This window comes from Roseobacter phycocola (assembly GCF_042055075.2).
Classification (GTDB): domain Bacteria; phylum Pseudomonadota; class Alphaproteobacteria; order Rhodobacterales; family Rhodobacteraceae; genus Roseobacter.
On sequence record NZ_CP194010.1, the window covers coordinates 985,697 to 1,010,886 of the forward strand.

Sequence of the window (25,190 nt, forward strand, 5' to 3'; positions counted from 1 at the left end):
CTACTCCAATTGATCGTCCATTTGCTTGATCGCCTCGCGACCAACTAGCTTGCGGCGCACCACATCGTCCTCGCCGTCGCTTCGCACCAATTCAACAAGCTGCTCGGCTATACGGCGGCAACTCTCTGCATTGTCAAAGTCTGCGCCCGCGCGGTCCTTTACTTCTAGCATGAGGCGCCGCGCCTGGTCCGCTGCATTGTCGTCTTCCAGCGCCCATCCCACGTCTTCCAACCGACGCTCTAGCAATTCCACAAGAGTATCTTCTGGCAGCTCATCAAAACGGAAATCTCTGGTCGTCAGCTTGCCAAGCCAGCGTTGCACTTCGGGCGCACGCTTTAAACGAGCCGCATCTTGCTCTGACGCGGTCATGGCAATGAAAATGCGCTGCGGATGTTGGACGAGCACGTCAAGAAGAGCGGCACCGAAGTCCTCAGCCGGACCCGGCCCACCATATCCGTCGTCAGCAAGCAACCAGCCTGCATTCTCAATCAACAAGGTGCCCCCCAGTGCCTGTTCCGCCTTGCCACGCCCAAGTTGCGCGGCGGTGCCGTATTGACCTGATCGCAGATCGGTTGCGCGCACACCGACAATATTTGCTGTTTCAACAGCTTTTTTGCCTGTCAGCATTTGGGCGGCGGCGACAGCGGCGGTTGATTTTCCCGTGCCACTGGGCCCAGAAAACAACGCGACCAGCGCTGGGGCTTTCGTACCGAATGGATTGTCCGGATCTTCCTCTGCTGGCGCGACCAGACGTTCCATAATTTCGTCTTCGGTTGCTTCAATGCCCTCCAACGCGCCGAGCCGCGCCCGTGCTTCGCCGAATAGCTTGATACGATCCGCATCGCTTAACTGCCCGCGAGGGCCTGCCTCGGCGGAATGGGTCTGCTGTGCTCTGCTGGCAGACATGAAGCTGAAAAACTTGGCAACACCCGGCACTTTTGCCAAGCCATTCAGCCAGCCAAAGTCCCATGCCAGTGTCAATAATACCATCAGCCAAAGCAAGATCGCGATGATCAGCATCCATGATCCCATCGCGCCGCCAATCAAGCGAAACAAAAGCACGCCCGCCAGCACCAGCCCAGCAATTCGGAGCGGCAAAGGGATCATCGACAAAGCACGCATGCAGAAGACCCTCAGAAGCCGGGTGTGATCGGCAGCAGAAGCTGGTCACCTTCGGCCATTGTCGGCCATGCAATCGACGCAGCACCGCTTTCCAAAGCGATGGTGATGCCACCGCCGCCATCTTTGACCCCGGTCACGAGTACGTTCCCGTCAGCGGGGTAGGGGATGGCGATCGTGGTGCGCGCGTTCAGTGCCAGCACCTCGACGGGGATCGAGCTAGAACTCTCAAAGCGCAGGATGTCGCCGTCTTCTGCATGAGTATCCCACAGCGTGACCCACGCAAGCTGCAACCCACCCTGAACAATCTGCTGGCGCATTTCCTCGCGCGTCTCTTCGCTCACAGATTCGGGCATGGACGCCAGGGCATCATCTACCTCATCCGCACCCACCATTTTGACTGGCAGGCCGCCGGGTGTTGCCAAAAGTGTTTGATGCGCCGCCAAGCGGGTCTGATTTTCGGCGTCTGTAATCACATCACCTCCTCCGCCCGCGCCAAACATGGTGAAGGCACCGGCGGCGACCGCGGCTGCGGCGGCGGCTGCAATCAGCCAGCTCGCCCGCCCGCGGCCAGCCGATGTGTGATCTCCGCCATCGTTTTGCGTAGCATTTTGAGAGGTTGATGACCCGCTTGTTTCAAATTCAGAGCTAGAAGCCTCATTTTGCGACGGTGCGTTGCCGGGACGCCGCCGCACGTTTTTACGTTGGCGATCACGTTCGTTTGCCATATTCAACCCACCCTGGAATAAAACTCAATTTTCCAAATAGTCCTAAAATCCCACTCAATTTTGGCTACTTTAAAAACACTTGCCACACGAGAGAATCTAAGTAAAAATTGACGTTAGAATTTTAACTGTGTCAAGAAAATAGCTGTTTTCAGTAGCTTGATGCTTGGTTTGGTTTAAGGGCTGGCGCACCTACTTGACGGGTTTGGTCGGTAGTGAATTTGTGGGGAAATTATGCGCGGCGCAATTTCGGCTATTTCTATTGCTATCGTTTGTTGTTCTTCGTTCGCACATGCTCAGATGGTTGCGGAAAGCGCCTCAACTGCAAGTTCTTCTGGTGTGTTTGATACTGAGGCGAGCGACTATGTTGAAAACAATGGCCTCGCCGCGCGCGTGCTTTTCGTAAGCAAGTCTGCTGGGACACAGCGAACAGTAAGCATCGAGATGAGGAACACGCGAGAGGAGCCGATCTGGCTGGCTGTTATCGGCCCACCTCCGAATGCGGTTGATACCCTCGGTTCAACGTACAGCGTTGTCCAGATTGCGGGTCTGGCGACCTGTCAAACCCTTAAATCGAATAGTATCGAAAGGTGCATGACCAACTATAGCGGGTACTTGCCGGGAAGCGCCTTTACATCGCTCGCAGCTGGAGCATCTTCGCTCGTCAATTTGACGCTATCCGCACCGGAAGCACAAAGCTCCGGAGACGGCTTTATGAGCCTGACGATGAGTGCTGCATTAGGGGTAGGCGATCAGCCAGCTAAATCCGGGGATCGTGGTCTAATTTCAATCCCCATAAGTTTTCCGCTTATTCCTTTGGAGGCGAAATGATCCGGTTTCTTACGTTCTTTACGACGCTTTTTATCTTGTCAAATCCCGTTGCGGCGCAGTTCACCGGCGGTGGCTCCTCCTCTGGCGGTAATTCTGGTGGCGCTTTCGGCATTCAGGAACAGGGCGATAACGTTACTGATACGTTTGCCGGACTAACGTTCCAAGTGCAGCGGTTGGTGCGCGACCCTTCGACAACCAACGCGTACCGATTGATCTTAAGGGTAATCGAAACAGAAAAAACCGGGCGTCGCGTTGCAATGGTGCAGCCAGCAGCAACATTGATTGATGAATTCGGCAATGTGTATTACGTGGCGAATTCGACAGGTGTGCCGATTTGTACCCGGCCCAATAAAGCATGGGATTTGGACACATCCAATTGCGCCTATTATTTGAAAGATACGCCGGTAACACTAACGCCGAGCCAGCCAACGCCTGTCGTGCTGACGCTGTTACCCTATGACGGGGCTTTTTCGGCGGAGCTTGCCCAAATCGCAAGCACTGCGTCGCTCTCAGCGCGTTTTGCAATTTACTCGCGGGATTTGCAGACTCAACAATTCTACGATGTTGTGATCAACGGCATCGAACTGCCGCAAGGGAACTCATAAATGCGTTTGATCAGCTCAATCTTCTGCGTTTTGACACTGATGGCGGGCTCAACGGCGTATGCCGCTGAAAGCGTTGATGAGGCTGTTGAACAAATTGCACAGAAATTCGTGGCGTCTCAATTGGGCGGTGAAACGTCTCAGCGCGTCGCGGTCACCTCGTTCGTTTCAACCGGTAAACAAACAACGCAGCTTACCAACCTGTTGATGATCGCATTGACGGGTAAGATGGTGTCGCATGGAAATGATGTATTTCGCGTAATAGAACGCGCGCAGCTGGAAAATGCGCTGCAGGAGATCCAGCTGTCCGAAGTTGACCTCTTCAACCCGTCGTCGGCAAAGGAGTTCGGAAATTTTCTGGGCGTCGATGCACTTGTCGTTGGTGAAATTACACCTCTATCAGATCGTGTGCGCATCGACAGTCGTTTGATCGACGTTGAGACTATCGAAACGCTGGAAGTGGCAAGCGTTTGGGTACCGTTGACACCAACGGTGCAGCGCCAGTTGGACACGGTGGTAAAGATTTCGAGATCAAACATGATGGGTGGCGCGCCGGCGCCTGATCGCCGCAATGGAATTTGGAAAGGCACCGGCACATGCGGCGAGGCGTCATTTGGCATTGCTGTATCCGTGGTGGTCAATCCGGACGATACACTGACGGCCATGCAGACTTACTTCCCTTTGAACAATGGCATCAAAATCGAATCTGGTGTGCTGTCGATGGAGGGGACGGTGAACGAAGCTACCGAAGAATTCACTTTAAGCCCAAATGATTGGATGTATCAGCCGCGCGGGCATCAGGCGCTCGGTTTTGAAGGCCGGTTTGACCTGGATCGTGAAGAAATCACGGCGCGTTATCTTCAGGAAGGCTGCGGCGAGTTGCGCCTGCGCAAACAATAAAACCGTCTGTTGTAACAGAAGGATGATAAAATGACGAAATTGCTTTTCAGAACGACCTCGATCCTGGCGCTAAGCATCGCCGTCGCTGCGGCTGGTCCAGCAAAACAGGTCCAGGCCTTTGACTTGGGCGATGTAGCTAAAGGCGCGGCTGCAGCCATTATTTTAAATAAGCTGTCCCAGAACAATAAGGAACAGTCGAAGTCTTCGAACGCTGCACAGCAAAAAACGACTGGTTCCTCGACAAGCGGAAATTCGGTCGCCCAGACGCAACGGGCACTCACAGAGCTTGGATATGACCCTGGTCCGGTCGACGGGCAAATGGGTGGCAAGACCCGCGCGGCAATCGAGGCTTTCCAGACAGACCGAGGTTACCCGATCACAGGAAAGCTCTCAACCGAGCAATACGCCGCTATGAACACGGCGTATTCCATGATTGTCAGCCCGCCAGCGCCTGGTCAGATGACCGAGGCAGCGACCTATGAGGCGCAGCTCTACCTTTCCAATCTGGGCTATGATGTGGGGACACCGGATGGTGTTTGGGGTCCGAAGTCACAAGCGGCTCTGAACCAGTTTCGTTCGACCAGCGGAACACCTGTCGGCGGGCAGTTATCGGTAGCGGACCTTGGTACTCTGCATAAGCAGGTGCATGGCGCACCCGCACTCAATCTGGTGGCACCAGGAGGCCTGGTGATAGCCGGCACATCGGTTTTCGGAGGCAGCAATGCTGCACAAATAGGCTCGCCGGGGCTGAATCTCACCGGTCAGCCCAACCTGAATCTTGCTGGACAGCAACCGACTGCTGGCGGGAACGGATTGGCGCCAGGCAATGTCGCGCCCCCCGCCGGACTTGGCGCACTTGCTGGTGGTGGAAATTCCGGGCAACCCACATTGAACCACAATAACCAGCTAGGCGTGCAGCAAGGCGGGGCACAACTTGGTCTTGGTCAAAATCAATTGGGCGGTGAAAATACACTTGCAACTGCACCATCGGGTTCAACTGCGTCGACGCAGCCGTCGCCGGTTGATCCATCGAGCTACGTTCATCTTTCCGACCGACCCGTTGAGGGGATGCAGAACGTCCAGCGGACTATGGCAATGCAGATGGCCAAGGCACGGCCCGAGCTCTTGAGTGATCAGAACAACCTTCGCTCCTGGTTTGATCAGGACCACCCGCTAAACAGCAAGTCAGCTTTGCGCCAAGCTTACAACAGCGGTAATGATATTCAACGAGAAGACATATTAAGTGACTTCCGCAAAACGCTTGCCGCTGAAATCTCCAATAGCCCAACCATCTCCGCCGCAAACCCATATCCAATTGCGCTTTATCAAAATGTAAGCTTGGGGCAGTACATCGACGGGCAGGGGCTGCAATTGATCGGCCAAGATATAACCGACTTCCGTTGGCAGTATAGAACGCGATATTTGTCTGCATTTGCGACCATGCGCTCAGATCTACCCGGTACGGACGTCCTGAAAATCACGCGCGAAGAAGCGGCGCAGTTGATCGACTATGTCAAAGCGAGCAAAAAACGACTGTTCCGTGTTGTTTGGGGGCAAGTCTCCAATGTTGGCGAAGACAAGAGCGTTGCGGATTTCGCAAAATCCACCGGTCAGTTCGGTGCACGCGATGTCGCGACGACGTTCTCCGTTGACAAGGTAACACTGAACTTGGCGGACAATGCCTACAAAACGCAGCCCAAGGTGCAAAACGAGATCTACACTTTCCAATTGGACAGCGGTCCGGCACGTGGCGCAGGTACGCCAGTTCTCGCCTTTTTGAAAGATCGGGGTGTTCCGGTGATGAACGGCCACCTGCTGTTGAGTGCAGGTCAGTACGGCCAGCAAGTCATGAATGAGGTTGTTCCCGGCGGTAACACGAACCATTCGGAGGCGATTGATGAACTGACCTATCTGACATGGTTGAAATTGAACCCTGACTTCGCCGGTAAAGATATGAACTTCGTTTCTGTCGCGGCGCGGGTGATGACAGAGCCAGAAAAGCGACAGTTCTTTGGTGATGGCGCACAAAGCCTCGGTTATCTGCGTCCGAACGCCGCTTACAACGACCTGAATTCCTTGCAGAACGTTTTCCCGGATGAATTTGCAGCACAGGATGCAAAGCAGGCATTCTTGTCGAACTATTATCCGCGCGTTTTGGCAACAGTGCCAGAGTGGCCGGTCCCGGTCATTCAGGTGATGGGCGCGCGTCTAGGTTCCTATGACTTCGAAAACCAATTCTTTCCGATCCAATACGATGGCGTTGGGCAAGGTCAGGCTATTGCCCCACGCGTCGTGCACGTTCAAGGCCGAAACCACAATGCGTCACTGGTGTCAGCGGACCGGCTTGCCGCCTTGCCAACACGGTTGGAGATGTCGGCAGATCAGGCCCGGGCGCTGCGCGATTCGATGAATGGCGGCAACCGGATTTATCTGGGGTGGACAGCGACGTTCGATATGGGCGCGGACGGCACAGAGCACGAGTTGCAATTCGATCCAAGTGGTGAACATGCGAGACAGACTGGCATTCGCCCGGGTCGCGCGACGTTGAATCAGATCGCGCTGTTCCGAGATGCAGCACTCACGCAGGTGCTGAAACAATTCGAACCAGCGGCAATGGTCCAGGAACCTCAGTTCGATGGTCCGCCGACGCTGGGCGACGGGCCCGAAAAAATTCTGGCGAATATGAAATTGGCGGAGCCTGCTCAGCTTCTCAAGAGCGCAGTGAATTTGGTCAAAGATTTCAATGTAAAACAGGCGGTCATCAAGACTCACAGAGATGTCTTACAAGCCAATGAGTTCGACGTAGATCAGAGAGTGAGTGAAGCCGAAGCTTATTGGGAAACAATTTCGACTGGCGATGTTTGGTTTCAAGGAGCGGCCCGACTGGGCAGATATGACCGTGCAACGGAGAACTTCCCATTCGATCTGGCAAATATGCAAGCACAGCGGCTGACTATGGGAAACAAGTCACCGTTTAATTCCTACGCGAACCCTCAACTGACAGGGACTGAGATTTTCGAATCTCTTTCAGTTCCTGAAGATGTGGCGCGGCAGATTGTAGAAGGCAATCTGCGCGACATTCAGTATTTTGTACGAGCACGGCCGGTGGCTGCTAGCAAAGTCGCAAACCGAGAAAATGGTTTCGATCTGATGCTGCAGCCGATGGAAGTGATCTTTGCGCAACCCAATCTGCCCGGTGGGGCAGTGTTGGCGCATCGCAAGTTCGACACAGACGAGGATTTCTTTGACGAGACGTTCACCGCAGCCGATTTTCCTGAGTTGAAAGAGCGGCTGCCCTTCGATGCCAGCATAATTCAGCTTCTCCGCGTCAAGCAAATGAGCGATGATCAGTTGGAAGCTGGTCTCGACAACCTGATGGCCGAAACCTTCCACTACGAAAACCAGAGTAGAGGATTTGTGCCGGTCCGGTTCTTTGAGGATCTGCGCTATTTTGAACCGGCGAAAGTCGCGCTGTACCGTGATCGCTATCGCAATTGGATCAAGGCCCGTGCAGAGGCTCTCGGCACCAAGTTCACAGTGACACATGGCAATGACGTCAGCGCATCGGGCTGCCGTGACGTTGCGCTGTTGCGCGGCGATTATGACGTGCTCGGTCAATGGGGCCTCGATACAACGGCGATGGTTGCCGCGGGCGCCAAGGTGCAACAGGCGTCTATGGTAATGGGTGATGCGACCACGATGCCTGACAACCTGTACTTCCTTGGTGCTATGGAAGGCGGAGAGCGACAGTCTTGCAACCAGCAAGCCTTGATGGGAGCAATTTCACTCGATGGCGTTGGTTTGGTGCGGGCGCAGTCTACGAACCAGCCATATTACTATCAGACGCGTCAAATCGACTTCGAATTGCAATCGGTTTCGATGACAACCGGTCGAGATGGCGTTCCAATCATGTTATTGAATGGGGTGGCTACTGAAACGCGTTATTACAATGCTCATCGCAACAATATTGCGGGTGTTTCGCCGGAACATGTTGTTGAAAACTTAAAAGGTATTGCGGCACTGGCGACAGGTGCCAAACTTCAACACGCAGCCTTTTCGCCATCGGACAAGGCAAATGCCAACGATGGGATCTGGCCGGTCGTTGAGGACGTTGCATTTGCCGGAACCGGGCGTGACACCGTAGGCATTTCTCTCGGCATGTCCATGCAGGAGGCGGAAGCCGTCATCAACGACGAGTTTGATGTTACTGTCGTTTATGAAACGGAGGCGCCTGAAGGCAACAGCGAGCCTGCATTCGATTTCATTCGGACCTACTTTGTCGGTGGTACAAGTCAAGCCATCACCCTTATGTCTTACAGTCCGACGGGCCCGGTTATGGCTGTGAACCGCCACCTGCTGCGCAGCGATGCACCATGGCCACAAGACCGGGTCAGCGCGTCATTGATCGATAAGTATAGTGTCCCAGCCGCAAGCACTTCTAATGACTCAACGCTGGTATGGTCTTCTTCGCAAGACTGCGTCAATCTCCCGTTGTCACCGGTGGGGGAACGTCAGTTACAACCAATGAACGATGGTGCTTTGAACGGAGAATTTGATCCGAACCTGGCCGCCTATGTGATTGGTTCCATTGCGACAATTGACGGTGGGGACGCGGAATTTCTCAAAGAGAATGCGTCTTGTGGAGAAATTGTGATGTACTCGTCTTCGTTGCTATCGCCTATCGACGGCCAACATGGGTTTTACACATTCATGACGGATCTCTCCGCTGTGAATGCTGTGTCCGAAGCTTTGGTGACTGAAAAAGAAGATGACATTGAAATCAAGTTTTGAGTTGCTTTGTGAATGGATCCGATGAGCCCGACTTTGGTAGCTCAATTTGACTGTTGGTGCATGATCGGCCCGTGGTCCATTGACCCGCCCCCGAGGCTCCCTAACTTATAACGGGAGTGTTCGGATCTTTGCTCTGCTGCCCAACCTTGGATCGCCGGAAGCTGGATTTTCCGGCTGCCTCAGATGACGGGCTGGTGATGCCATTGGGATAATACATGGCAATCGGGACAATGTATCTGATCGCGCTGTGGGGTCTAGTGCGTACGTCAATCCTCCAACTTTGCGCGGGCATCTGCAAGGCTCGTGAACCATTGCGCGTTCAAACACTCCGCTCGGAGCTTGCTGTTGAACGCTCCAATGAAACCGTTGTCTGTCAGTTTGTCCGGCTGTGAGAAGTCCAGCGTGACGTCTTTCGGATACGCCCATAGGTCGACTGTCTGACATCAGCACCTACTGGATAAGTTCAGGGGGTTGAGCAACGGAGAACTTCTGGTTCATCGGAATTATTATGGAGTGAAGATGAACAAGAAATCCGGAACATCGAAGGATGCTGCTGACAAGCTGTTCAGAGGCATCAGGCGGAAGACCCGCGAGCACTGTTCAGCCGAGGAGAAGATCAGGATTATCCCGGCTTGCCTGCGAGGTGAGGAAAGCACTGCCGCACTGTGCCGCCGCGAAGGCATTGCTGAGAGCTTGTATTGTTCTAGGTCGAAGCAATTTGACCCAGCCCCCCTGATCCGGGCCGATCAGGTGTAGAATCCGTCCCTGTTTCTTTCTTTTGACATGGTTGCGGTCAAAGCCTGCTGAGTGGAGTCTATGCGTAGCTCAGGCGAAGCAGGCCGGGTGGCGCGGTTGAGATTGGCGTAGACGGCTGGAGCCAGCGCACCAGGGTAAGTGTGTGGTCGCTGTGTATTGTGATCAATCCTCCAGTTTTCGATGATCTTTCGGGCTTCGGCGAGATTGCCAAAGATATGCTCATTCAAGCACTCATCTCGCCGACGGCCATTGAAGCGTTCCACAAACGCGTTTTGCATGGGCTTTCCCGGTGCGATGTAATGCCAACCGACACCACTGTCCTGACACCATCTCAGCACTGCATAAGAAGTCATTTCAGTCCCATTGTCGCTGACAATATGTCCGGCTGGCCGCGCATGCGGATCAGGCCATCCAGTTCACGGGTCATGCTGCGGGCACCATACAAGGAGCGATCAACGACGGTTGCCAGCGCCTTGCGCGTACAATCATCCACGATGCACAGTACCCGGAACCGGTGGCCGTCCTCAAAGGCGTCAGACACGAAGTCCAACGACCAGCGCTGATTGGCGCGATCCGGCACCAGGATTGGCCTGCGCGTCCCCTGGGCCCGCTTGCGCGAACGTCTGCGGCGAACCGCAAGCCCTTCTCCGCGATACAGCCGGAACAGCTTATTGTGGGTCACTTCAAAGCCTTCCCCAGCCAGCAGGATACCCAGGCGGAGATATCCAAACCGGCGACGCTCATTCGCTAGTTCCCGCCGCCGCTTAGGCAGGGCATCATCGCCTTGATCCCGCTTTTGGTATTGGAAAACTGACCTATGCAGATCAGCTAACTCGCACGCCCGTCGCTCAGAAAGGCCGTGCCGATCCACCACGTCCGACACAGCCCTGCGCTTCACATCAGGCGTTAGTAACTTTTTGTCGCGAGGTCTTTCACCGCGGCGTTGTCCAGCATGGCATCTGCCAACATACGCTTCAAACGATTGTTCTCATCCTCAAGCGCACGTAGCTTCGTGGCGTCAGACACATTCATGCCACCGAACTTCGCTTTGTATTCATAAAACGTGGCATTGCTGATCCCGTACTTCCGGCACGGCTCCTGCGCTTTCACGCCAGCCTCGTATTCTTTGATCATCTCAATGATCTGTTTATCACTAAATCCGCGTTTCACAGTCCATCCTTCGCTTGGACGGATTACTAACACCTCACTGGCCCGATTAAAGCGAGCTGGGTCAGTACCCATGAGGTCACAACACTTGGCCCAAGTTACAACATTGGTTGTAAGTTATTCCAGAAATGGGCGAGAACTACAAAATATGAGACAATAACGGGACGGTTAGATAAGCGGTAAATGGCTGATAAAATTATAAAACACAACGTTCTAAATGCGGCCCGGCTGTCGGTTGCGCCCATGATGGACTGGACAGACCGGCATTGCCGGATGCTGCATCGGCAGCTGACGGATGAGGCGCTGCTCTATACGGAAATGGTGACGTCGGCGGCACTGGTGCGTGGTGGGGCGGCCCATCTTCTGGCGCATTCACCGCAGGAGCATCCCGTGGCGCTGCAGCTGGGCGGGTCGGTTCCGGCGGAACTGGCGGAGGCCGCGCGGATGGGCGCAGAGGCCGGCTACGCAGAGATCAACCTGAATGTCGGATGCCCGTCAGACCGGGTGCAGTCGGGGTGCTTCGGCGCGGTGCTGATGGAACAGCCCGCACTGGTGGCCGACTGCGTCAAAGCCATGCAGCGCGCGGTGGATATTGATGTAACGGTCAAATGCCGGATCGGCGTGGATGATCAGGACCCCGAAGAGGTCCTGCCGGGGTTTCTTGCCCGCATTGTCGGGGCCGGGTGTGAACGTGTTGCCATCCACGCCCGCAAAGCCTGGCTCCATGGGCTGAGCCCCAAGGAAAACCGGGACATCCCACCTCTGGACTATGACCTGGTGCACAGGATGAAGGGGCTTTTTCCCAACCTGCATATCTCGGTGAACGGCGGGATCACCACGCTGGAACAAGCGCAGGCCTTTCTGGACGGCGGGCTGGATGGTGTGATGATCGGGCGCGAGGCTTATCACAACCCGATGGGGGTGCTGGCCGCCGCCGATCCGGTCATTTTCGGACGTGGCCGGACCCGCACCGCGGAAGAGGCCGTGGCCAGGATGCTGCCCTACATCGACGCACATGTGGCAGACGGCGGACGGCTGGGCCAGGTGACACGTCACATGCTGGGTCTTTTTAACGGCCGGCCGGGCGCTCGGGCCTGGCGGCGCATGCTCTCTGAGGGGGCGAACCGGCCGGGGGCGGGCCGTGCCCTTGTGGAGGAGGCTCTGGCGCAGATCCGGCCCGAGGCGCCTCTTGCGTCCACAGCCTGACAGACAACGGAATACCTGAAGATGCCTGATCCTTACCTGCTCGCGCAGATGACCGTCCTGCTCGCCATCATCGGCGCCTTTGCCGGTGTTCTGGCAGGGCTGCTCGGCGTGGGGGGCGGGATTGTCCTGGTGCCCGCCTATTTCTATGCCTTCACGACCCTGGGATATGGCGGTGACGCGCTGATGCAGGTCTGTGTGGCGACGTCACTGGCGACGATCATCGTGACCTCTATGCGTTCGGTGCTCAGCCACAACAAAACCGGCGCGGTTATCTGGCCCATTCTGCGCGGCTGGGCGCCGGGTATCATGGCGGGGGCCGTGGTGGGCATGCTGGTCGTGGCGCAGTTGCGCAGCTCGACCCTGCAGCTGCTTTTTGGTCTGCTGGCGATGACCGTCGGGCTTTATATGGCGCTGGGCCGCAGTGAGTGGCGGCTGGGGCATGAGATGCCCTCGGGGCTGCGCAGGATCGCGGTGTCCCCGGTGGTGGGCTTTCTGTCCGTGCTGATGGGCGTGGGGGGCGGCAGTTTCGGTGTGCCGCTGATGACGCTTTATGGCACGGCCATCCACCGGGCGGTGGCAACGGCGGCAGGGTTCGGACTGCTCATCGCGGCACCCGCTGTTCTGGGCTTTCTGCTGACACCGGTGGAGGCGTCGGCGCGGCCGCCGGGCACGGTTGGCTCGGTCAACCTGGCCGCTTTCCTGCTGACCATCGCGATGACACTGGTCACGACACCGCTGGGCGCGCGGCTGGCCCACAGTCTTGACCCCGTACGCCTGCGGCGCGTTTTCGCTGTATTTCTGCTGCTGGTGGCCGCGAATATGGTGCGCAAGGCGCTAGGCGGGTGAAGGCGTACCGGGAAAAGGGGTGGTGTGTTTTTCCGCCGGAGCCTGCGCTGCAGGACTGGGTACGCCATGCCGCGCGGGATGCAGAGCGCGCGCTGAAAGATCCGGCTCTGGCCCATCTGCACCAGTGTGGCGGCACCTGGTTTGTCGGGCTGGATGCGCTGGCCAATGACGCTGAGGGGCGGGTGGCCGGGTCCGGGCCGCTGGCGGGGCGTGCCGTGGATTTCCTCGGCACACAGCCCGGCGGCTGGCCGGCGCTGCACCGCGCGCAGCTCTCGGTGACCTTTCCGGGCTATCCGCAGCCGCGCGAGGGCGAAACCGGGCCTGCGTTCCGCTACCGCCTGAACCGTGATGCGGCCCATGTGGACGGGCTGATCGGGGAGGGAACCCCCAAGCGCCGTTTCGTGCGGGAACCGCATGCCTTCATCTTGGGCATTCCCCTGAACGACGCAGGCCGCGACGCGGCCCCGCTGGTGGTCTGGGACGGCAGCCACCGGATAATGCAGCAGGCCTTTCTTGCGGCTTTTCGCGGATGCACGCCGGATAAGATGTCAGAGCGTGATGTGACAGATATATATCAGGAAACCCGCCGGCGCGTGTTCGAAGAATGCGAACGTGTTGCGGTAACGGCACCGCCTGGCGGTGCGATTGTGCTGCACCGGATGACCCTGCACGGCGTTGCCGCCTGGGCCAAAGGGGCAGATGCCGCGGGCGGGCGGCGCATGATTGCCTATTTCCGGCCCGAAATGCCGGGTGGCGTTCCGGCCTGGCTTGCACCGGACGCATGACCGCTGGTCGCGCGGTCTGCACCCCCTTGGCAAGGGCGTGCGCCTCGCCTATACGCGCAGCCTGAACATCGCACGAGGGTCCGGACATGACAGGCAGCGCAAATCTCAACATCATGATCAAGGCCGCCCGCAAGGCAGGCCGGTCGCTGGTCAAGGATTTCCGCGAAGTTGAGAACCTGCAGGTGTCGATGAAAGGCGCCGGCGACTTTGTGTCCCGCGCTGACCTGAACGCCGAAAAGATCATCAAAGAAGAACTGATGGGCGCGCGCCCGACCTATGGCTGGGTGGGTGAGGAATCCAAAGAGGAAGAGGGCCAGGACCCGACGCGCCGCTGGATTGTCGACCCGCTGGACGGCACCACGAATTACCTGCACGGCCTGCCGCACTGGGCGGTGTCGATCGCCCTGGAGCACAAAGGCCAGATCGTTGCGGGTGTCGTGTTCGACCCGGCCAAGGACGAGATGTTCTGGGCGGAAAAAGGGGCCGGGGCCTGGATGAACGAGAGCCGTCTGCGCGTCTCAGGCCGTATCCGCATGATCGAGAGTGTTTTTGCCACCGGTCTGCCGTTTGGTGGCCGGGGGGATCTGCCGGACACGCTGCGCGAGCTTGGCCGTGTGCTGCCCGGATGCGCGGGCGTGCGCCGCTGGGGCGCTGCTGCTCTTGATCTGGCCTATGTGGCCGCCGGCCGCTACGACGGATACTGGGAACGGCGTCTGAATGCCTGGGACATCGCTGCGGGCACCATCATTGTGCGCGAAGCGGGCGGTCTGGCTGAACCCATCGACCCCAGCGGTGACATCGTTGCAGATGGCACGATCATCTGCGCCAATGAGGCGCTGTTTTCGCCCCTGGCGAAACTGATCCGCGACTGATCCCGCTCAGCTGTCCGAGGGGTGATTGACCCCGTCGTGCCAGACCATCGGCTCAAAGTCCGTCGGATCCTGACCGTCGATACAGCCGATGTTCACACCAATTTCTGACGGATCAGACCGGCGACGGTGATGTGTGTAAATCCCGCAGCTGCCGCAGAAATAATGCTCTGCTGTGCGCGTGCCGAACTGGTAGAGCCGCAGGTTCTCTGCGCCCGAGATGATTTCCAGTGAATCGTATGCGCAGCTGACATTGCCCGCCTGACGGCGACGGCAGAAAGAGCAGGTGCAGCGCGCAGGTGTCATGCCGCGCCCGCGCAGCCGGGCGGAAATCACGATACTGCCACAGTGACAGCGCGCGGTGATGCGCTCGTTTGTCATTTGCGCCCCACTTTCGGAATACGGCTTTGTTCAAAGGTGTAGCGCGCCTCGGGATGCGGCGGCTGGCCGTGCGTGCGTTCCCAGAACGCAGGTCCCCCGCGCGCGAGCCACACCGGAACGGCCAGGATCAGGCCGGCCACAAAGCCGCCCGCATGGGCCCAGTAGGCCACGCCGCCGCCACCTGTGTCTGCCCCGAGCCCGCCCAGAAACTGCATGCCGAACCAGACGGCCAGCATTATCCAGGCTGGGATCGGAAAGACCTTAAAGAAGACAATCAGAATGAGCAGGATATCAACGCGCGCCTTCGGAAAGAGCAGAAGATAGCCGCCCATCACGCCCGCGATTGCGCCTGAGGCACCGACCGTCGGAACGGTCGATCCGGGGTCGATACCCACCTGCGCCAGTGAGGCAAGAATGCCCGACGCGATGTAGAACACCAGATAGCCCAGATGCCCCATCGTGTCTTCGATGTTGTCCCCGAAAATCCACAGAAAAAGCATGTTGCCCGCCAGGTGCATGATGCCCCCGTGCAGGAAAATGGACGAGACCAGCGTGTAATATCCGTCACCACCTGTGATCCGCGCCGGAATCATTGCCCAGTCGTACCACAGGGCATTGATAACGCGGGCATTTTCCATGTCGCCCCAATAGCTGAGGAAAATGAGAATGTTCATCGCCATGAGGCCCCAGGTCACCCAGGGCGTGCGGCCGGACGGATTGTGATCGCGGATCGGAAACATGGGCCCACGCTGGGCGATTGCACGAGCAGGGTCAAGGACCGCCGCGCTTAAGGCGGCGGCCCTTTGTCTCAGGAAGCAGCGCCGAGCAGGGCCGCATTCCCGCCGGAAGCTGTCGTATCCACGCAGACGTGCCGTTCGGCCCGGACACGGGCCTCATCCGGGCGGCCCGGGATCAGCGGGATGATCGCCCCCTTGCGGGCGGCCAGCGCCTGTTCGATACGGCGCGCGGTGTCCGTGTCGCCCCACCACAGAACGCCGCCCCATGCGGGGCCATCTGTGAGGCTTGCCGGATCAATTCTGCCGGTGGTTTCCACGGCGACACCACCCAGGGCTCGCACCGCGCGGGCCTGGGCTGCGGCCGCCGCATCGCCTGGGCCCATACAGAGCAGTGGCGCCCGTGGCAGAGTGCTCAGCCGGTTGGATTCGCCCGTGGGCCCCGGCAGCGACAGGGTGCTCAGCCCTGTGCGCTGGTGATCCGGCATCGCGGGCAGCGCCTGCATCGCGGTGTCCCAGACCGCGTCGGTGCTTTCGCGCTCCGGCGCGCCGAACCGCGGCAGATAGCTGGGTCCGCCCGCCTTCGGGCCGGTACCGGACAGACCCTCACCACCAAAGGGCTGGCTGCCGACAATCGCACCGATCTGGTTGCGGTTGATGTAGACATTGCCCGCCTCAATGCGCTCTGCCACATGCTGCACCCGGTCATCGATGCGGGTGTGCAGGCCAAAAGTCAGACCGTAGCCGGTGGCATTGATGTCATCGATGATGCTGTCCAGCTCATGTGACCCAAAGGTGGCCAGGTGCAGCACCGGACCAAAGATCTCGCGCTCAAGATTCGCAATACCGCTCACACGGATCAGGGTGGGCGCAATGAAGGTGCCGTGTTCCGGCACTGCCAGCTCTTCGATCACCCGTTTTTCCGCGCGTGCTGTGGCGATGTGATCCGCAATGACCCTGTGAGCCGCATCATCAATCACCGGACCCAGATCGGTGCTCAGGTGCCAGGGGTCGCCGACATTCAGAGCGTGCATCGCGCCTCTGAGCATTTTGGTGAAATCTTCCGCGATGTCCTCCTGAACATAGAGGCAGCGCAGTGCCGAGCAACGCTGTCCGGCGGACTGGAATGCGCTTTCAACAATGGACTGCACAGCCTGTTCGGGCAGGGCGGTGCTGTCCACAATCATGGCGTTCAGGCCGCCGGTTTCCGCGATCAGCGGCGTCCCGGGCTGGCAGTGCAGGGCCATATTGCTGCGGATCCGCTGGGCTGTGGCGGTGGAGCCGGTAAAGGCAACGCCGTTCACACGCGCGTCTGATGTCAGCATCGCACCGATGTCCCCGCCGCCCGGCAAAAGCTGCAACGCCGCGCGCGGAACGCCTGCCTCGTGCAGCAGCGATACGGCAAGATCGGCAATCAGCGGCGTCTGTTCGGCAGGTTTGGCCAGAACGGCGTTACCGGCGGCGAGGGCTGCGGAAATCTGCCCGCAGAAAATCGCCAGCGGGAAGTTCCAGGGGGAAATGCAGGTGAAGATGCCTGCCGCGGGCGTGTCCGTCGCCTGGGCTGCGTAATACCGCAGAAAATCAACCGCTTCGCGCAGTTCCGCGACACAGTCAGGCATAGTTTTGCCCGCTTCCCGTGCCAGAAGCGCAAAGATCTGACCGTAGTTTTCTTCGAGCAGATGGCTCGCGCGGATCAGGACGGTACGGCGTGTTTCAAGCGGTGCCTGCCATGGTGCTGCGGCGTCAAAGGCTGCGGCGACGTCACCGGCAGTGGCCTGCCGGACAGTGCCGGGGCTGTCGCCCGGATCGGTCGGGTTGGTGACAGCGCGCGCAGCCTCCGGATCGGCAGGGCAGGCCAGCAAGGGGGCGGCGTCTGATGTGCGGTGACGCCAGGGCGTGCGGGCTTCTTCGATGGCGTCCAGCGTCTGCGTATGCGCCAGATCAAACCCCTGTGCATTGTCGCGAACGGGCTGGAACAGGTCCGGCCCGCGCGCGATGTTGTGCCGCCCGGGTTCATCGAGGGCCGCGAAAGGGTCCGCCGCCACAACTTCCGGGGGGACATCCTCGTCCACAATCTGGTTCACAAAACTGGAGTTTGCGCCGTTCTCCAGCAGTCGCCTGACGAGATAGGCGAGCAGGTCGCGGTGTGCGCCCACAGGCGCGTAGATCCGGCAGCGCGTGCCGTTTTGCTCCATCACCAGCCGGTGCAGCGTCTCACCCATGCCGTGCAGACGCTGGAACTCATAGCTTTCCGGATCATCGGCCATATGCAGGATGGCGGCGACAGTGTGGGCGTTGTGCGTGGCAAACTGCGGGTAAATCCGGTCGGTCATGCGCAGCAGGCGCCGCGCGTTTGCGATGTAGGATACATCCGTGGCCGCCTTGCGCGTGAACACCGGGAAACCGTCGACGCCTTCGACCTGGGCCTGTTTGATCTCAGTGTCCCAGTAGGCCCCTTTGACCAGCCGCACCATAAGACGACGGTCGTGCCGTTCGGCCATAGCATAAAGCGCATCAATCACGGTACCGGCCCGCGGGCCGTAGGCCTGGACCACGACGCCAAACCCATCCCATCCGGCGAGGGCAGGTTCGGACATCACACGGTCGATCACCTCCAGCGACAGGGCCAGACGGTCGGCTTCTTCGGCATCGACGTTCAGGCCCATGCCTGCCGATTTCGCCAGCAGCGCAAGCGCCCGCAGACGCGGCACCAGGTCGGTCATCACGGCCTCTTCCTGCGCAACTTCGTAGCGTGGATGCAGGGCTGACAGTTTGACGGAAATGCCCGGATTGCGGCGGATATCACTGTCAGTGCAGGCGGTGGCAATGGCCGAGATCGCCCGCGAATAGCTCAGGTGATAGCGTTTGGCGTCGGCTTCTGTCCGGGCGGCCTCACCGAGCATGTCATAGGAGTAAGTAAATCCACTTTTCTCCATGCCTTCAGCGCGTTGCATCGCGGCGTTGATGTCTTCGCCCAGGACAAACTGGCGGCCCATTTCCTTCATTGCGCGGCTGACAGCCGTGCGGATAACAGGTTCGCCCAGACGCCGGATCGCAGCCCGCAGATGCCGCACTGGTCCGGGCTGTTCGTCGTCCAGTACCCGACCGGTCAGCATCAGCGCCCAGGTCGAAGCGTTCACAAGGCTGGACGTGGAGTGCCCGAGGTGGCGGCCCCAGTCGGAGGGAGCTATCTTATCCTCAATCAGGGCGTCGATTGTGTCGGCGTCCGGCACCCGCAACAGGGCTTCAGCAAGACACATCAGCGCCACGCCTTCATCCGTGGACAGACCGTATTCGGCCAGGAAAACCTCCATCAGACCGGGGGCCGTACTGCTGCGGATGTCCCGTACCAGGGACGCGGCCAGGTCGCAGATGCTCTGCCGGTCCTGCTCTGACAGGCCGGCGGTCCGGATCAGGTCCTGCAGTACCTGGTCCTGGTCTGCGTATGTTCCGGCGTCGATGAGGTGGCGCAGCGTTGGTGAAGTATCGCGGGGCATGGCGGTTCTCCAGATCATGCATTTTCTCTAGTATAACCGGTTACCTCCGGCCATAATGACTGAATATCGATACTTCGGAAGGAAAGACTGTGAAGTTAGCGGGTAAAAACGAGAAAACTGATAAGGTAGCGCTTGATCGCTTTGACCGGTCGATTCTGACGGTTCTGGCAGAGGACGGGCGGATCAGCATCACGGATCTTGCCCGCCGCATCGGTCTGTCCAAATCGCCGACCCAGGCGCGTCTGAGACGCCTTGAAGAAGCCGGCGTCATTATCGGCTACCGCGCGCTGCTCGATCCGATCCAGCTCGGGCTTGATCACGTCGCCTTTGTCGAGGTGCGTCTGAGCGATACGCGCGAAACGGCACTTTCGGCCTTTAATCAGGCCGTTGCACGCGTGCCGGAGATCGAACAGGCACATATGATTGCTGGCAGCTTTGACTATCTTCTCAAGGTGCGGACGCGTGATATGTCGTCCTACCGTCGTTTTCTGGGGGACACGATTTCCGGCCTGCCGCATGTTGCCAACACATCGACCTATGTGGCGATGGAGGCCGTGAAGGAAACGATGCTGTCTGACACGACTTGACGCAGCGCCGGACCGCCCCAGGATATTCGATATGAAAACACTCGTGACTGTATTGTGCCTGACGGCCGGGGGCGCCATGGCCTCCTGTCCCGCGCCTCAGGACATCACCGCTGAAATGCAGGCGCTTTTCGAAGACGCCCGCAATGCAAAAAACGATGCCGAGGGGCAGGCCGCCGCTGCGCGGATGTGGCAGGTCTGGCTGCGCGCGCCCGATGAGACGGCGCAGGAGGTGCTGGACCGTGGCATGCGGTTCCGCTCGGGCTTTGATTTCGTCGGTGCGATAAAAGAGTTCGACCGGCTTGCCGAATACTGTCCGCTCTATGCCGAAGGTTTCAATCAGCGCGCATTCGTGCATTTTCTGCGCGAGGACTATGAAAAGGCGCTGACCGATCTCGATCTGGCCCTGGCGCTGTCGCCCGATCATGTGGGTGCGCGGTCCGGAAAGGCGCTGACCCTGATGAACATGGGGCGCACCGCAGAGGCCCGTGCGGAACTGTTGCTGGCGCTTGAAAACAACCCCTGGCTGTCCGAGCGCTTTCTGCTGAACGAAGGCGGGCCGCTGGCAGTGCCCGGAAAGGACATCTGACCGTTTACACCCGGGATGCTGGCGCTATGGTGCGACGCAGGCCCGCGTGGTGGAATGGTAGACACAGGAGACTTAAAATCTCCAGGCAGAAATGCCGTGCCGGTTCGAGCCCGGCCGCGGGTACCACAGACGTTTCGTCAGAAACGTGCTTCTTTTGACTTTGGCTCCGGGCGGCAGTCGTTCCGCAGGAATGACGAGTGCGAACACTGTCCTGATTTGTCCCGCCCCGATGCATCAGGCCTTACGATTCTTTTTGCAGGACCAGGCAGTACAGGCCGCCGCGTCTGCGGCGATGCCGCCGGATCAGCTGTGCACACCTGCGAAACGGGTGCTCCATTCCTCTGCCTGATCGTCCGTGATCTTGGCAAAGAGCACTTCGGGCACATCAAAACCATGACCGGGTGCCAGTTCCTGAAGAAATGCGCCAACGTCGCCGGGCCATTCACTGTCAGAGGCATTCAGAGCAGTCAGGATTTTGTCCGATGCGGTGGGCACGAAGGGGGACGACAGAACGGCAAAAAGCCGCGCCAGGTTCAGCCCCAGCCGGGTCTGTGCCGCCGCTGTTTCAGGGTCGGTTTTGAACACGGTCCAGGGTGCAACGGACTGCAGGTATTCGTTGCCGCGCGCCCAGATGGCCCGCAGTTCGGTTGCGGATTTGCGCACTTCCATCTGCTCCATGGCGGTCTCGTACCGCGCGAGCATATCTGTCAGATCGCTGATCAGCGCTTCCTCAACCGGACCAAAGCTGCCGCCATCGGGCACAGCTTCGCCGAACTTCGACCGGCAGAATTTGGTGATGCGGCTGACAAAATTGCCCAGCACATCCGCCAGGTCCTTGTTGACCGACTGCTGGAAATTTTCCCATGTAAACTCTGAATCGCTGCTTTCGGGCGCGTGGCTCAGCAGCCACCAGCGCCAGTAGTCCGCCGGCAGAATGTCGAGCGCCTGGTCCATGAAGATCCCGCGTCCCTGCGATGTCGAGAACTGGCCGCCATCATAGTTCAGATAGTTGAACGATTTCAGGTGATCGACCATTTTCCACGGCTCGCCCGATCCGATCAGCGTGGCGGGGAAGCTCAGCGTGTGGAAGGGCACGTTGTCCTTGCCCATGAACTGGGTATAGCGCACGTCATCTGCGCCCTTGTCCGTACGCCACCAGCGTTCCCAGTCCGCGTTGCTCAGGCCGTTGGCTTCGGCCCATTCTCCCGCACATGCGATGTATTCGATGGGGGCGTCGAACCAGACGTAGAACACCTTGCCTTCCATCCCCGGCCAGTCCGCGTCGCCGCGGCGCACCGGAATGCCCCAGTTGAGGTCGCGTGTGATTCCACGGTCGCGCAGACCGTCCCCGTCATGCAGCCATTTTTTGGCGATGGATGTGGTCAGCACGGGCCAGTCCGTTTTGCTGTCGATCCAGGCATCAAGCTGGTCCTTCATCTGCGACTGACGCAGATAAAGGTGTTTTGTTTCGCGTACTTCCAGGTCGGTTGAGCCGGAAATGGCAGAGCGCGGTTCGATCAGATCGGTGGGGTCGAGCTGTTTGGTGCAGTTTTCACACTGGTCGCCGCGGGCTTTGTCGTATCCGCAGTTGGGGCAGGTGCCTTCGATATAGCGGTCCGGCAGAAACCGTCCGTCTGCATTGGAATAGACCTGTTTCTCGCTGACCTCGCTGATGTGGCCGGCCTCTGCCAGACGACCGGCGAAATGCTGGGTCAGCGCGTGGTTCTGTGGGCTGGACGAACGGCCAAAATGATCAAAGGACAGACCAAACCCGTCTGCAATTTGGGATTGTACGCCATGCATCTCGGCGCAGTATTCTGCAACCGGCTTGCCCGCCTTGGCGGCGGCCAGTTCGGCGGGCGTGCCGTGCTCGTCCGTGGCGCAGAGAAACAGCACTTCGTGCCCCCGGGCGCGCAGGTAGCGCGCATAAAGGTCCGCAGGCAGCTGACTGCCCACGAGATTGCCAAGGTGTTTGATCCCGTTGATGTAGGGAATAGCGGATGTGATCAGGTGGCGTGCCATGGGGCTGTCCCGTACTTCTGGAGCGTTGCGCCCCGTCTACCTCAGCTTTTCGCGGAGGACCACGCTATTTCTGATCTGCAGGCGGATCGGCGGGATTGCTGTTGCCTGTCCGGAAGCGGCTGGTCAGGCGACCGATGGTAAAGGAGGTGCGCGGCACATAGGTGTAGCGCGTTCTGTCTGCCGGGGCGGGGCGCGCCCGCATCCGGGCGAGACCAAAGACAACCAGCAGAATGTGCCCCAGTGCGATCATCACAAAGAGGGCCGCCGGTCCGAAGGCATCGATCAGCAGCGAGGCGAACCACGGCGCCGCAATGGCACCCATGGCGTACCAGAACATCAGCGCTGCAGAGAGTTCCACACGTTCACTGTCGTCCGCAAAATCATGGGCGTGGGCGGCTGCCACCGAATAGATCGGGAAGGTGGTCAGCCCGAAGAGCCCCGCAGTCAGCATGATGCCCGTGGTGCCCAGACCGGCCGAGAAGATTGTGACCGCCGAGCTGCCGACAGCGGCAATGGAGAGCCAGACAAGCACGTATCGGCGGTCATATTTGTCTGCCAGCCAGCCCATCGGGTACTGGGCCAGTGCCCCGCCCAGAACAAAGGCCGACAGGAACCAGGCGATCTGCGGCGTGCTCAGCCCGACTTCCTCACCGTAAAGCGGGCCGACCATGCGGAAGGATGCGCTCGACAGGGCAGCCACCAGCACTGCCGCGGCCGCCAGCGGGGAGCGGTGATAGGCAAGGCCGGGGCGCAGGCGGGGAGAGGACGGCGTTTCGGGCTGCGGTACGCGCGTCAGGGTCAGTGGCAGCAGAGCCGCGCAGCAGACAATGGCCAGCAGGTTGTAAGAGACGTAGGACGCGGGTTCCAGAACGCTGATCACCATCTGGGCGGCGAAGGAACCGGTCATATCGACGACGCGGTAGACACCCATGGTCCGGCCGCGCGTTTCATTGGTGACCTTGGCCTGCAGCCAAGCCTCGACCACGGTGTAGCAGCCCGCAACGCAAAGCCCGGAGGCCACACGCATGACGGCCCAGGCGATGGGGTCGACGACCACCATATGGCTCATCAGCCCGATGGCACCAGCGGCTGTGAACGCGGCAAAAGCGCGTGAATGGCCAACCCCGCCCATCAGGCGGGGCGCCCACCAGCAGCCTATGAAAAAGCCTAAGAAATGCGCGGAGCCGAGCAGGCCGATTTCCTGACGTGTGAAACCGAGCGTGATACCGGAGAGCGCATCAAGCGGACCAACGCCGCCCGACGACAGCTGCAGCAGAATGACAGAGAGAAAGAGGGCGGCAAAGGAAATCAGCAGGCGCATAACACGGGCACCATCTGCCTGTTTTACACGTTGACCTTGTGGTTATTCGACAAAATCCGTGTCGTTTTTATGCGCGGGCCCGGATTTCTGCATGAATGTCGATACGCACCTCATCGGCGACCAGATCCGGGTATCCGGCAGCACCCCAGGTGTTCCGGCTGAGGGAGCCTTTCAGATCGACGTAAAGCTCCGAAAGATCGTCAGGGGCAGAGCCTGCAGGCCGGCTCAGGGTGGCGTCGAGGCTCAGAGGCGCCGTGACGCCGCGCAGTGTCAGATCCCCCTCGATCCGGGCGCCTTCGGAAATGCGCCCCTGTGCGCCGAGACGGATGCGGGTGGAGGTAAAAGAGACGATGGGATGTGTGCCGGCATCCAGCACAGATGCGCTCAGAAGGGCCTGAGTGACGAGCGCAAACCCGGTGCGGGCGCGACGGATGTCGGCGGTGACCTTTGCAGAGGACCGCGCGAGGTTGGCCAGATCCACGCGGATATCAGCGGTGCTGACGGGCACACGGCCGGTCTGGGCGGTGCCGTTCACGAGGAAGGTGAAGGTGACCGAAGACTGCTCCTGCAGCAGCTCATAGGGTTGTGGCGCGCTCCGGGCCGCTGTGGCCCAGGCCGCGAGGGCCCCCGCAATTGTTGCGCGGCGTGTCAGTTTTATCATGGGGCAGGCCCCCCTTTCGCTGATCACATGGTAGCATGAAGAGGGGAGCGTCCAGTGGTGTCACGCCGTTTTGATGCAGAGCGCCCTGTCTGTGTTGTTGCGGGCGATCTGCCAGCTGCGCCGCGGGGCGGTGCGCGCCCGTAACCGCTCCAGCCGCCAGCCCTCCGGGCCCGCCGCATGATCCGGCGCCAGATGCCAGCGCGTCTCCACCCCGGCGGCACCGCCGTTGCCGGGGGTCAGCAGCAGCCCGGTGGGGGCATGCTGGCCCTCTGCGGCACCGGTCTCGGCTGCCAGATGCATCCGGCGCACCTGGGTCAGCCCCGGCAGGCCGGGCAGGTCTGCCACGGCAAGTGCGACCGCCCCGGCGCGCAGCACTTCTTCCATGGTCCAGAGCACATCCTCCGCCCGGCGGGGCCGCACAAAGATCAGGCGGGCAGGGTCAATCCAGTCCCGCAGCCCGTCCGCGTTCAGCTGGTCCTGCGCCCAGGCCGGGCTGATCCAGATCACCGGCCCGGTGGCGCGCGCCGCCAGCCAGACCGCCATCGTGCGGCGGGCGGTGCCACAGGCCTCGTGCACACGCGCCTTTGCCAGCTGCAGATCGGGCGCATTCCCCATCAGTGGCAGGCTGGCAGTCGGGCGGGCGGGGCGACGGGCGAGAAGAGGGTGGGCAACAGGCATGGGGCCAGTATATATGTTCTCTTTTTGTTCTCAATACTTCTTTTCCTTCCCCGGAACAGTGCCGCTGGCCGGGTCATGCAAAAACCGGGTTGCCCGCAGGGCTGCGCGCATTACAGTCGCGCCCGG

At 59.5% G+C, this 25,190-nt stretch carries 19 protein-coding genes, 1 tRNA gene and 3 pseudogenes; 12 read left to right on the plus strand and 11 right to left on the minus strand.

Annotated elements, in window-relative coordinates; translation table 11 throughout:
* Both AB4K19_RS04740 and AB4K19_RS04745 read right to left on the minus strand, forming a co-directional pair.
* Entirely contained in the window at positions 1-1,122 is a 1,122-nt protein-coding gene (locus tag AB4K19_RS04740) for an AAA family ATPase (RefSeq protein ID WP_436399236.1), read from the minus strand.
* 11 nt (positions 1,123-1,133) lie between these two features.
* Positions 1,134-1,595, minus strand: a complete 462-nt coding sequence (locus AB4K19_RS04745) for a hypothetical protein (RefSeq protein WP_375230769.1) — start codon at positions 1,593-1,595, stop codon at positions 1,134-1,136.
* 483 nt (positions 1,596-2,078) lie between these two features.
* Between AB4K19_RS04745 and AB4K19_RS04750 the strand changes: the two genes are divergently transcribed.
* The 4 genes from AB4K19_RS04750 to AB4K19_RS04765 are packed head-to-tail and all read left to right on the plus strand — an operon-like array spanning position 2,079 to position 8,968.
* A complete protein-coding gene (locus AB4K19_RS04750; protein ID WP_375230770.1) occupies positions 2,079-2,675 on the plus strand; it encodes a hypothetical protein in 597 nt (198 codons plus the stop codon).
* Positions 2,672-3,280 carry a hypothetical protein gene (locus AB4K19_RS04755; protein ID WP_375230771.1) on the plus strand — a complete coding sequence of 203 codons (609 nt, stop codon included), beginning with the start codon at positions 2,672-2,674 and terminating at the stop codon, positions 3,278-3,280. The genes AB4K19_RS04750 and AB4K19_RS04755 overlap by 4 nt, the downstream gene beginning before the upstream one ends.
* On the plus strand, positions 3,281-4,177 hold the full coding sequence (locus tag AB4K19_RS04760) for a FlgO family outer membrane protein (protein WP_436399238.1): 897 nt from the start codon (positions 3,281-3,283) through the stop codon (positions 4,175-4,177).
* Between the two features lie 30 nt (positions 4,178-4,207).
* Entirely contained in the window at positions 4,208-8,968 is a 4,761-nt protein-coding gene (locus AB4K19_RS04765) for a peptidoglycan-binding domain-containing protein (RefSeq protein WP_436399240.1), read from the plus strand.
* Between the two features lie 272 nt (positions 8,969-9,240).
* On the opposite strand, the pseudogene AB4K19_RS04770 reads toward AB4K19_RS04765, so the two are convergent.
* A pseudogene (locus AB4K19_RS04770) lies at positions 9,241-9,402 on the minus strand (integrase core domain-containing protein); the annotation flags it as partial.
* Between the two features lie 85 nt (positions 9,403-9,487).
* Here AB4K19_RS04770 and AB4K19_RS04775 point away from each other — a divergent pair.
* Positions 9,488-9,688 (plus strand): annotated as a pseudogene (locus tag AB4K19_RS04775) (IS3 family transposase); the annotation flags it as partial.
* Positions 9,689-9,714: 26 nt separating this feature from the next.
* Here AB4K19_RS04775 and AB4K19_RS04780 read toward each other — a convergent pair.
* A pseudogene (locus AB4K19_RS04780) lies at positions 9,715-10,894 on the minus strand (IS3 family transposase).
* A 180-nt stretch (positions 10,895-11,074) separates the two neighbouring features.
* Between AB4K19_RS04780 and dusA the strand changes: the two are divergent.
* From dusA to AB4K19_RS04800, 4 genes are all read left to right on the plus strand, one after another.
* Positions 11,075-12,097, plus strand: coding sequence for a tRNA dihydrouridine(20/20a) synthase DusA (gene dusA / locus AB4K19_RS04785; RefSeq protein ID WP_436399242.1), 1,023 nt, complete (start codon positions 11,075-11,077; stop codon positions 12,095-12,097).
* A gap of 21 nt (positions 12,098-12,118) precedes the next feature.
* Positions 12,119-12,943: a sulfite exporter TauE/SafE family protein gene (locus AB4K19_RS04790; RefSeq protein WP_436399244.1), complete on the plus strand. Its 825-nt coding sequence runs from the start codon at positions 12,119-12,121 to the stop codon at positions 12,941-12,943.
* On the plus strand, positions 12,940-13,728 hold the full coding sequence (locus AB4K19_RS04795) for a hypothetical protein (RefSeq protein WP_436399245.1): 789 nt from the start codon (positions 12,940-12,942) through the stop codon (positions 13,726-13,728). Before AB4K19_RS04790 ends, AB4K19_RS04795 begins: the two co-directional genes overlap by 4 nt.
* An 86-nt stretch (positions 13,729-13,814) precedes the next feature.
* Positions 13,815-14,600 (plus strand): inositol monophosphatase family protein, encoded by a 786-nt coding sequence (locus AB4K19_RS04800; RefSeq protein WP_436399247.1) that lies wholly within the window; start codon positions 13,815-13,817, stop codon positions 14,598-14,600.
* Between the two features lie 6 nt (positions 14,601-14,606).
* Here the strand turns inward: AB4K19_RS04800 and AB4K19_RS04805 are convergent, their stop codons facing one another.
* The 3 genes from AB4K19_RS04805 to putA all read right to left on the minus strand — a co-directional run bounded on the left by AB4K19_RS04805 (position 14,607) and on the right by putA (position 19,209).
* Positions 14,607-14,978 carry a GFA family protein gene (locus tag AB4K19_RS04805; protein ID WP_375230778.1) on the minus strand — a complete coding sequence of 124 codons (372 nt, stop codon included), beginning with the start codon at positions 14,976-14,978 and terminating at the stop codon, positions 14,607-14,609.
* On the minus strand, positions 14,975-15,718 hold the full coding sequence (locus AB4K19_RS04810) for a rhomboid family intramembrane serine protease (protein WP_375230779.1): 744 nt from the start codon (positions 15,716-15,718) through the stop codon (positions 14,975-14,977). Before AB4K19_RS04810 ends, AB4K19_RS04805 begins: the two co-directional genes overlap by 4 nt.
* A 68-nt stretch (positions 15,719-15,786) precedes the next feature.
* On the minus strand, positions 15,787-19,209 hold the full coding sequence (putA, locus tag AB4K19_RS04815) for a bifunctional proline dehydrogenase/L-glutamate gamma-semialdehyde dehydrogenase PutA (protein ID WP_436399249.1): 3,423 nt from the start codon (positions 19,207-19,209) through the stop codon (positions 15,787-15,789).
* Between the two features lie 89 nt (positions 19,210-19,298).
* On the opposite strand from putA, the gene AB4K19_RS04820 reads away from it, so the two are divergent.
* The 3 genes from AB4K19_RS04820 (at position 19,299) to AB4K19_RS04830 (ending at position 20,508) form a co-directional block, all read left to right on the plus strand.
* Complete coding sequence (locus AB4K19_RS04820; RefSeq protein ID WP_375230782.1) at positions 19,299-19,796, plus strand: Lrp/AsnC family transcriptional regulator; 498 nt, start codon at positions 19,299-19,301, stop codon at positions 19,794-19,796.
* 31 nt (positions 19,797-19,827) lie between these two features.
* Entirely contained in the window at positions 19,828-20,382 is a 555-nt protein-coding gene (locus AB4K19_RS04825) for a tetratricopeptide repeat protein (RefSeq protein ID WP_375230783.1), read from the plus strand.
* A gap of 40 nt (positions 20,383-20,422) precedes the next feature.
* Positions 20,423-20,508 (plus strand) — tRNA-Leu (locus AB4K19_RS04830).
* A gap of 177 nt (positions 20,509-20,685) precedes the next feature.
* Here the strand turns inward: AB4K19_RS04830 and metG are convergent.
* From metG to AB4K19_RS04850, 4 genes are all read right to left on the minus strand, one after another.
* A complete protein-coding gene (gene metG, locus AB4K19_RS04835; RefSeq protein WP_375230784.1) occupies positions 20,686-22,404 on the minus strand; it encodes a methionine--tRNA ligase in 1,719 nt (572 codons plus the stop codon).
* Between the two features lie 64 nt (positions 22,405-22,468).
* Entirely contained in the window at positions 22,469-23,725 is a 1,257-nt protein-coding gene (locus AB4K19_RS04840; RefSeq protein ID WP_375230785.1) for an MFS transporter, read from the minus strand.
* 67 nt (positions 23,726-23,792) lie between these two features.
* Positions 23,793-24,386, minus strand: a complete 594-nt coding sequence (locus AB4K19_RS04845) for a YceI family protein (RefSeq protein WP_375230786.1) — start codon at positions 24,384-24,386, stop codon at positions 23,793-23,795.
* A 60-nt stretch (positions 24,387-24,446) separates the two neighbouring features.
* Positions 24,447-25,064: an ImuA family protein gene (locus AB4K19_RS04850; protein ID WP_436399250.1), complete on the minus strand. Its 618-nt coding sequence runs from the start codon at positions 25,062-25,064 to the stop codon at positions 24,447-24,449.
* Positions 25,065-25,190: the final 126 nt, after the last annotated feature.